Source organism: Nocardia cyriacigeorgica (assembly GCF_010858045.1).
GTDB lineage: Bacteria > Actinomycetota > Actinomycetes > Mycobacteriales > Mycobacteriaceae > Nocardia > Nocardia cyriacigeorgica_E.
In genome coordinates this window covers 1-9,019 of record NZ_JAAGVC010000074.1, presented here as the reverse complement: position 1 = coordinate 9,019, position 9,019 = coordinate 1, and the positions used below count along the sequence as shown (strand labels likewise).

The following is a 9,019-nucleotide window of genomic DNA, read 5'->3' as shown; positions in this document are numbered from 1 at the left end:
TTTCCCGGCAACGCCGCCGCAACCAACACCACAGCCCCGATAGCGAGCAGGTACCGCCCTCGCACCAGTTTCATCACCGGCTCCTCCCGATCCTGGTCACGCGAATACGGGACCGGATTCGGAATTCCGCCCCCTCGGCTGGCTGTGACCTTATCGAAATCCGATTTGCCCGGGCAAGGGTCGCGGCGGCGTTGCCGGGAAACACGCGTGACGACGCGCCGATCGCCGGGTTACGGCGTCGAGCCCGCCCGGTACCGCCCGTGCGGACGGGTCTGGTCGGGGGCGCTGGTGATCAGGTCGGTCCAGGTGTCGGCCAGCAGGGCCAGGCGGTACCACGCGGCGTGCACGCGGTCGTCGGAGACGCGTTCGGCGGTGTGCAGCAGGTGGCTGGCGTGGACGTGGGCGGCGGCCATGCGGTCGACGGTGGCGCCGAGGGAGGCGGCGCGCAGTTGCCGGGTGGCGTAGCGGCCGGGGATGCGGGTGCGCACCCAGTTGTCGATGCGGGCGACGAGTTCGTGTCGGCGGCAATCGATTCCGGCCGTGGCGAGCGGGTTGCGTTGCCGGGCGCGGTGCAGATCTGCCAGTTCCTGTGCCCAGTCCAGTAGCGGATGTTCCTCGCGGCGGCCGGCGAAAGCCGCGACCAGGTCGCGCTGATCGGGTAGCGGGCGGGCGTCGACCGGGTCGGCGAGGGTGCCGCGTTCGCGTGCCCGGAAACTCTGGCGGTAATCGGTGACCGTGGTGTGGACGGTAGTACCGGACGACAGCGAGTTCATTGCGCACCTCCGCATTTCGGTGTCAGCGCACCCGCCGTTTCCTGCTGCGTCGGACCCGTCTTCGGGTGCACTCATAGCGTGCGCGATCGCCGGGGCCGATGGGTGACATCCAGATGGCCCTCGAATGACAAGCGGTAACAATGTTCGCAGCGTGCGCCCGGCCGCTGGGTGAGGTAGAGCGCCGGAGGGCCCGGCGCCGCACCGAATCGCCGTCTACCGGAACGCTTTGGCTCCGGTGAGCGCATTTCCGAGCACCAGTTGGTGAACCTCGGCCGTTCCTTCGTAGGTGAGCACCGATTCGAGATTGTTGGCGTGCCGCAGCACCGGGTAATCCAGCGTGATTCCGTTGGCGCCCAGAATCGTCCGGCATTCGCGGGCGATCGCGATGGCCTCGCGGGTGCTGTTGAGTTTGCCCGCGCTGATCTGTTCCGGAGCGATCTCGCCGCGATCCTTCAACCGGCCCAGATGCAGCGCCAACAGCTGCCCTTTACCGAATTCCAGCGCCATATCGGCGATCTTGGCCTGGGTGAGCTGGTAGGCGGCCAGTGGTTTGTCGAAAACCTCGCGGGTGCGGGCGTATTCGATGGTGGCGGTGAGGCAGTCGCGGGCCGCGCCGAGCGCGCCGAAGATGATGCCGAACCGGGCCTCGCTCAGGCAGGCCAGCGGCGCGGACAGTCCGCGCGCCTCGGGCAGCAGGGCATCGGCGGGCAGGCGCACCTCGTCGAAATCGAGTTCGGCGGTCACCGAGGCGCGCAGCGAGAGCTTGCGATGCATTTCCCGCGCGGTGAAACCGGGCGTGCCCGCCGGGACGAGGAAGCCGTGTACGACCTGCTTGCCGTCGACGTCGACCTGCGCCCACACCACCGCCACATCGGCCACCGAGCCGTTGGTGATCCACATCTTCGAACCGTTGAGCACCCAGTCGTCGCCGTCGCGGCGGGCGCGGGTGCGCATGCCGCCGGGGTTGGAGCCGAAGTCGGGTTCGGTCAGCCCGAAACAGCCGAGCGCGCGGCCCGCCGCCATCTCCGGCAGCCACTGCTGCTTCTGCTCCTCGGAGCCGAACTTGTGGATCGCGGTCATCGCCAGCGAACCCTGCACCGACACCATCGAGCGCACGCCGGAATCGACGGCCTCCAATTCCTGGCAGGCCAGGCCATAGGTGGTGGCCGACATGCCCGCGCAGCCGTAACCCTCCAGGTGCATACCGAGCAGACCGAGTTTGCCCAGTTCGGGCGCGATATCGCGGGCCGGGAAGGTGCCCTCCTCGAACCAGTCGGCGATGTGCGGGCGCAGCCGTTCGGCCGCGAACGCCGCGACGGTGTCGCGGATCTCGCGTTCGGTATCGGACAGCAGCGCATCGATCGCGAACAGTTCTTCGACGGTCACCATGGGGACAGCGTAAACGGGCCTCGCGGGCGCCGACACGCCCAACGGGAGAACCGGCCGTCGGCCCGGAAAACGCTGCCTTTAGGCTGAGGCACATGAGTGAGCTGGGATTCTCCACCAGGGCCGTGCACGCCGGTTTCGATCCCGATCCCCAGACCGGCGCGGTGAACGTGCCCATCTACGCGAGCTCCACCTTCGCCCAGGACGGCGTCGGCGGCCTGCGGGACGGCTACGAATACGGCCGCACCGGCAACCCCACCCGCACCGCCCTGGAAGCCAACCTCGCCGCGCTGGAAGCCGGCCGCTACGGCCGCGCCTTCGCCTCCGGCATGGCCGCCACCGACTGCGCCCTGCGCGCCACGCTGCGTCCCGGCGACCACATCGTCATCCCGGACGACGCCTATGGCGGCACCTTCCGGCTCATCGACAAGGTGTTCAGCCAGTGGGGCATCGAGCATTCGCCCGCGCACGTGTTCAACGTCGACGAGATGCGCGCCGCGATCCGCCCCAACACCAAGCTGGTGTGGATCGAGACTCCCACCAACCCGCTGCTCAGCATCGGTGACATCCCGGCCCTCGCCGACGTGGCGCACGCGGCGGGCGCCAAGCTGGTGGTCGACAACACCTTCGCCACGCCGTACCTGCAGCAGCCGCTGCTGCTCGGCGCCGACATCGTGGTGCATTCGACCACCAAGTACCTGGGCGGGCACTCCGACGTCATCGGTGGCGCGCTGATCACCGACGACGCCGAACTCGACGCCGCGTTCGCGTTCTTGCAGAACGGTGCGGGCGCCGTCCCCGGCCCGTTCGACGCCTTCCTGACCATGCGCGGCACCAAGACCCTGGCCCTGCGGATGGACCGGCATTGCGACAATGCCGAAACCCTCGCCGAGTTCCTGACTCGGCACCCGAAGATCTCCCAGGTCATCTACCCCGGCCTGAACGAGCATCCCGGGCACGCGGTGGCCGACAAGCAGATGCGCCGCTTCGGCGGCATGATCTCGGTGCGGCTCAACGACGGCCCCGAGGCGGCCCGCGATTTCTGCTCACGCACCAAGATCTTCACCCTGGCCGAATCGCTGGGCGGTGTGGAATCGCTGATCGAACACCCGGCGGCCATGACCCACGCCTCCACCGCGGGCTCGATGCTCGAGGTACCCGCGGATCTGGTGCGGCTGTCGGTGGGCATCGAGGACGTCAGCGACCTGCTCGCCGACATCGAGCAGGCGCTGAGCTGAGACCCGGCAGATGACGAAACGGCCGCACCCGAAGAATCGGATGCGGCCGTTCGCGTCTGTGGGCCCGGCCGGGCGACGCCGGCCGCGAGCCGGATCAGCTGTGGTAGGGCTCCGCGCTGATCAACGTCACCTTCATGGTGTTGCCGTTGGGCAGGGTGTATTCGCGGGTCTCGCCGACCTTCGCGTCGATGAGCGCGCCACCCAGCGGCGAGTTGGGGGAGTAGGTCTCCAGCTTGGAGTCGCTGAGGCCCTCTTCGCGGGTGGCGATGAGGAAGGTCTCGGTGTCGGATTCGTCGCCGTCGTAGTAGACCTTGACCACGGAACCCGGCAGCGCGACGCCGGACTTGGTGGGCGCGACGCCCACCTTGGCGTTGTTCAGCAGTTCCTGCAGCTGGCGGATGCGAGCTTCCTGCTGACCCTGCTCCTCGCGCGCGGCGTGGTATCCGCCGTTCTCCTTGAGGTCGCCCTCTTCACGGCGTTCGTTGATCTCGGCGGCGATGACCGGACGGTTGGCAATGAGCGCGTCGAGTTCGCTCTTGAGCCTGTCGTGCGACTCCGGGGTCAGCCAGGTCACTTGCGTCTCAGTCATCTCGATCACTCCCTAGTAGTTGTTCCCGGCGAGCCAGGATTCCCTGATACTGCGAGCACCTACCCGCACACGGGCATGCACAAGCAGACGGCTGGAGCGTTCCTGGGAAGTTCTTCGAACCTTCACAGACCTGATCCCGGATAATCTCGCCGATCCGGAACCGCGCCGGCCGCCAATGCAGCAAACACGGCTCCGTGCCCCGGAACCGTGCGTGAAGCCATTTTAGCATGGTTCATAAATGCGCAGGTCGGAGTTTATTTTCTGAACAGTTCGCGCCGTAACGGCGCTATTTCACCCCGCGCGCAGGTACTGCGGCACCTTGTCGGTGCAGCCGTAGACACTGGCCGAGGACGGCCGTTCCGAGGACCGGACGCGGGTGGTGAGCTCGATGGTGCCGTAGTCCTCGGCGGCGTTCGGGTCGGCTCCCACGATCAGCACTTCGCGGCGGCCAACCTCGGCATTGTCCCTGGACATCGCGCGGACGAAGCAGACGACGGGCTGGGTGGCGTCGTCGCGGGTGACCTTGATCCGCACCTCGACGGTCGAATCGTCGATGACGGTGTAGCCGAGCTGTTCGGCCTGGATATCGTCCGGACCGTATTTCGACCAGCCGAGGTAGGCCACCACGACCCCGGCCACCAGCACGATCAGGCCCAAGCCGAGCGCGATCAGGTTGCGCCTGGTGCGTTGCCCCGCCGGGCGGGCGCCGTAGCGGTCGGCATTGCGGGCCGCGACGTCGGCGGCGCGGCTGGGGTCCGGGGGCATGCGGTGTCCTTCGGCCCCCGTTGCGGGCGTGTGAGGACGCTCGCGGGGGGTAGGTCGGAACAGAATCGGTCGGAATGGAACTATAGAGAACGAAGACCTGACGGGATTCTCCCGACCCACCCGCGATGCGAGAGCGACGGTGAACGTGAAGTGAGTGGCCTTCGCCTCATGGCGGTGCACGCCCACCCCGACGACGAATCGAGCAAGGGCGCCGCGACCACCGCTAGGTATGCCGATGAAGGCAACGATGTCCTCGTCGTCACGCTGACCGGCGGCGAACGCGGCAGCATCCTGAATCCGGCGATGGATACCCCCGGTGTGCTGGACCGGATCGACGAGATCCGCCGCGAGGAGATGGCGGCCGCGGCCGCTGCCCTCGGTGTGCAGCAGACCTGGCTGGGTTTCGTCGACTCCGGCCTGCCCGAGGGCGATCCGCTGCCGCCGCTGCCCGAAGGCTGCTTCGCGCTGGTCCCGCTGGAGGAGGCCACCGAGGCGCTGGTGCGGGTGGTGCGCGAGTTCAAGCCACACGTCATGACCACCTACGACGAGACCGGCGGCTATCCGCATCCGGATCACATCATGTGCCACAAGGTGTCGGTGGCCGCGTTCGAGGCGGCGGGCGATCCGGAGAAGTTCCCGGACGCGGGCGAGCCGTGGACGCCGCTCAAGCTGTACTACGACCACGGGTTCAGCATCCGCAGGCTGGAAGTGTTCGCCGAGGAGTACGAGCGCATGGGTGAGCCGTTCCCGATGCGCGAGTGGCTGGACCGGATGCGCAAGTACGCCGTCGAGCGCGGCGACGTGATGACGCGGGTCACCACCCAGGTGGAGTGCGCGAAGTACTTCCCGCAGCGTGACGACGCCCTGCGCGCCCACGCCACCCAGATCGACCCCAACGGCGCGTTCTTCGCCATTCCGCTGGAGATCCAGCAGCGGCTGTGGCCGACCGAGGAGTTCGAGCTGGCCCAGACCCGCGTGCGCACCGCCCTGCCCGAGAACGATCTGTTCGCCGGTATCGAGGATGAGCACCGGTGATGCTCGCTCTACTCGCCCAGACCCCGGGCACACCGACCGGCCCCGAATTCGGCAAGGCCTCGCCGTTCGGCCTGATCATCGTGCTGATCCTGCTGGTCGGCACGTTCCTGCTGGTGCGTTCGATGAACAAGCATCTGAAGAACCTGCCCGAGCAGTTCGAGCCCGAACATCCGGAGCCGGACCAAGCCGCCGATGAGGGGACCGAGCCGGGGATCGCCTTGCGCGCGGAGGCGGAGGACGACGCGGACAAGCGCGCCGATTCCGATGGCCGTGCCGATGCCGGCGGACGTGCTGAAACCGGCTGAGTTCTGAGCTTTCACATCGGGCCCGAGACCGTGGGTGGTCTCGGGCCCGACTGCTGTGCGTGGAGGGGTCGCCAGACGACGCTGGTTGCGGAACTGATCGGCTGAGTTCGCAAGACGGATGCGGAGATCCGGCCGGTGCACGGCGAGGACCTATCCGCTTCGTATATCGATCCCGCAGATCGTGATTCGCGGTGCGGAAGTTTGGACGCCCGGGATGAGTTCGGTGATGGCGCATCGCTTCACCCTGGTGAACTGCGATAGCTCGGGGTGGGGGCGCCGCTGCGCTCGTTCCGGGCGCACTGTGCAGTCTACCGGCCGAGTTTTCCCACCGCACCGGGTTTTTCGGTTGCTACGGGTTTGTTGTGCGGCCGAGATCCAACGGCGACGGTGGTTGCCCGAGGTCCGAGAGATCGGGAAGCAAACTGGTAGTGGGCTTTACACGTGTGCCCGGTGCCAGAACTCGCGGTGCCGGAAGTGTCGGCTCGGCAACCGCATTCACCAATCAATGAGACCGAGTTCGTGCAGGTGCCGGAACACCATCATCGAACCGGGTGCGACGTGATCCATGGCCGCGTATTCGCTGACGGTGAAGTAGCGCAGCTCGGCGATCTCGCTGGTCGGCGTCGGTTCGCCGGTGAGATCGGCGGTGAAGCAGTTCATCTGCAGCGGGGTGCCCGGCGCGTGCCCATAGGCCTCGGCGTGGAACACACCCAGCTCGCTGACATCTGTCACCCCGACGCCGAGCTCCTCGCGGATCTCGCGGTGCAGCGCCTCCACCGGAGTTTCACCGGGATCGATCTTGCCGCCCGCCATGTAGAAAACCTCTTTCCCCACCGAGCGCGTCTGGATGAGGCGGCGGTCACGGATGTGGGCGAGTGCGGCGGTACGGATCACGGTTCCACTGTAGGAAGCCGATCAACCGGATTTTCTGGGGGTTCGCTCCTACCCGCGGACCGGGACCATCGGGGTGAGTCCGAGGCCGGCGATCGCGGCGGAGCCCGCGGCGGCGTGATCTCCGCCGGCCAGGACTCGGGAGCGCGCCGCCTGGTAACCGCAGCCTGCCGCCTCGAATGTGGCGGCCGAGGCGAGCGTCCGCTGCGGGTCTCCGGCGAGCAGGGCATCGGCTCGCTCCACGAGAGCTTCCGCAATGGGGTTGCCCGCCACGATGTTTCGGGCCTCGGCGATGCGCTCGTTCGCCTCGGCGTTGCCCGCGAGGACGGCGGCTTCCGCGCGTAGCGCGACGTACCAGTGCAGCCAGATCCAGGTGACCCAGCGCCACACCTCGTCCGGGCCGGCGGCCATGCGCTGCAACGCCTGCGCGGGCTGCCCGTGGTGGAGCAGGGCGAGCGCGTCGAAGACGGCGCCGTAGCCGTGCGTCCGGACGGGCGTGGTGTCGGCTCGGCGCGCGTACTCGGCCCATTCGGCGTGCGCGTTCTGGTCGTCGCGCAGATCGTGGACCATCGCCACACCGGCCATCGCGGGGCCGAGCAGGGAGCGGGCGGGGCTGCCTGCCCGGTGCCAGGAGTCGAGAAAGCGGACGCTGTGGGTGCGGACCCGCTCGACCTCACCCGACAGCGCGTCGGTCACCAGCAACCAGCTCGTGGCACGATGGCCGACCTCGGCCAGCAGCGGATGATCGGCGAGCTGCCGCGCCCAGCGGCGGGCGCCGGGCAGATCGCCTGCGCCCAGGCACGCTTCGGTGGCTTCGCCCAGCGCTTCGATCAGCTCGTGGGTGGCGGCCGGGGTGCGCGGCGCGGATTCCAGGACCGTCATGCGGCGCAGGGTGGTGGCCGCGGCGCCGAAGGTGTCACCGGCCCAGCTCTGCACGCCGGCGAGAGTGTCGAGTGCTGCCGAGGCGGCGAGCGGATCGCCGGTGCGCTGCGCGAGGTCGACGGCGTGTTCGGCACGGGCGAGGGTTTCCGGCACCACCTCGCCTTCCGGGTGCTGCCCGGTGAGGTTGTCGGTGAGCGTTCGCCCGGCCTCGGCCAAGGCGACGGCTGCCTGAGCCCGTGGGTCGTCGCCGGCCAATTCCCGCGCCTCGGTGATGAGCGCCAGTGCTTCCGCCGGCGGCAGCACCCGGACGAATTTGCCTGCGAACCGGTAGGAGTCGGCCGCCGCGGTGGCCAGATCACAGGCGGCGCCCGCGGAGTCGCCCGATCGGCGGGCGGCGTCGGCGGCCTCGCGATGCAGGCGGTCCATGTCTTCGCCGCGCAGCTGGCATCCGGCCGCGCCCGCCGCCTGCCGCAGCATCGCCGCCGCCACGGCGGGATCGTCGGCGAGGGCGGCGGCCTGCTCGTAGCGCATCTGGGATTCGCCGATCAGGTTGCGGGTGAAGCACAGTCGAGCCATCCGCTCGGCGAGCTCGCGGGCCTCGGTGCGCTGGTCCGCCCGGTCGGCGGCCCAGGCCATGGCGGCCCGGAAATCGTCGGCCACCCGGTCGAAGCGGGCGCGCCAATCGGTGCCGACCACGTCGAGCGCCTCGGCTTCGGCCAGGCACCAGCGCAGATGGCGGGTCCGGGTGTCGAGCAGTTCATCGGCCTGCGTCAGACGTTCCATGCCGTACTGGCGGATGGTTTCCAGCGCACGAAATTCGGTGCCGTTCGCGGAGGCCGTCACGACCAGCAGGCTCTGCTCGGCCAGCCGGGCCAAGCCATCGGCGGCGACACCGAGGTCCAATCCGGCGACCCGGGCGGCCGCCTGCACACCGAACGACTTCATGAACACCGAGATTCGGCGCAGCAGCACTCGGTCATCCGGGTCGAGCAGGTCGTGGCTCCAGTCCAGCGCGGCGCGCACCGAACGGTGCCGGTCCTCGGCGCGGGAGCCGCCCGAGAGCATGCGCAGCTGATCGGAGAGTCCGGCTTCGAGACCGTCCAGGCCGAGGGTGGTCCAGCGGGCGGCGGCCAGCGGCTGGCCGCCGAACAACGC

Annotated in this window: 9 protein-coding genes; 3 read left to right on the top strand and 6 right to left on the bottom strand. The window is 68.7% G+C overall.

Features of this window, described 5'->3' with window-relative positions; translation table 11 throughout:
* Positions 1 to 230: 230 nt before the first annotated feature.
* Together GV790_RS28405 and GV790_RS28400 are read right to left on the bottom strand one after the other, a co-directional pair.
* Complete coding sequence (locus GV790_RS28405) at positions 231 to 773, bottom strand: DUF4254 domain-containing protein (RefSeq protein WP_163817842.1); 543 nt, start codon at positions 771 to 773, stop codon at positions 231 to 233.
* A gap of 213 nt (positions 774 to 986) precedes the next feature.
* Positions 987 to 2,162, bottom strand: coding sequence for an acyl-CoA dehydrogenase family protein (locus GV790_RS28400; RefSeq protein WP_163817840.1), 1,176 nt, complete (start codon positions 2,160 to 2,162; stop codon positions 987 to 989).
* Between the two features lie 92 nt (positions 2,163 to 2,254).
* Between GV790_RS28400 and GV790_RS28395 the strand changes: the two genes are divergently transcribed.
* A complete protein-coding gene (locus GV790_RS28395) occupies positions 2,255 to 3,397 on the top strand; it encodes a cystathionine gamma-synthase (RefSeq protein WP_163817838.1) in 1,143 nt (380 codons plus the stop codon).
* Positions 3,398 to 3,491: 94 nt separating this feature from the next.
* Here the strand turns inward: GV790_RS28395 and greA are convergent, their stop codons facing one another.
* Entirely contained in the window at positions 3,492 to 3,986 is a 495-nt protein-coding gene (gene greA, locus GV790_RS28390) for a transcription elongation factor GreA (protein ID WP_036539687.1), read from the bottom strand.
* A gap of 291 nt (positions 3,987 to 4,277) precedes the next feature.
* Positions 4,278 to 4,751, bottom strand: a complete 474-nt coding sequence (locus tag GV790_RS28385; RefSeq protein WP_163817836.1) for a DUF4307 domain-containing protein — start codon at positions 4,749 to 4,751, stop codon at positions 4,278 to 4,280.
* A gap of 150 nt (positions 4,752 to 4,901) precedes the next feature.
* Between GV790_RS28385 and mca the strand changes: the two genes are divergently transcribed.
* Both mca and GV790_RS28375 read left to right on the top strand, forming a co-directional pair.
* Positions 4,902 to 5,786: a mycothiol conjugate amidase Mca gene (gene mca, locus GV790_RS28380; RefSeq protein WP_280212768.1), complete on the top strand. Its 885-nt coding sequence runs from the start codon at positions 4,902 to 4,904 to the stop codon at positions 5,784 to 5,786.
* Positions 5,786 to 6,091 carry a hypothetical protein gene (locus GV790_RS28375; RefSeq protein ID WP_178128455.1) on the top strand — a complete coding sequence of 102 codons (306 nt, stop codon included), beginning with the start codon at positions 5,786 to 5,788 and terminating at the stop codon, positions 6,089 to 6,091. The genes mca and GV790_RS28375 overlap by 1 nt, the downstream gene beginning before the upstream one ends.
* A gap of 495 nt (positions 6,092 to 6,586) precedes the next feature.
* Here the strand turns inward: GV790_RS28375 and GV790_RS28370 are convergent, their stop codons facing one another.
* Together GV790_RS28370 and GV790_RS28365 are read right to left on the bottom strand one after the other, a co-directional pair.
* A complete protein-coding gene (locus GV790_RS28370) occupies positions 6,587 to 6,985 on the bottom strand; it encodes an NUDIX hydrolase (protein ID WP_163817831.1) in 399 nt (132 codons plus the stop codon).
* Between the two features lie 48 nt (positions 6,986 to 7,033).
* A partial coding sequence (locus GV790_RS28365; RefSeq protein ID WP_163817829.1) for an ATP-binding protein occupies positions 7,034 to 9,019 on the bottom strand: 1,986 nt, incomplete at its 5' end.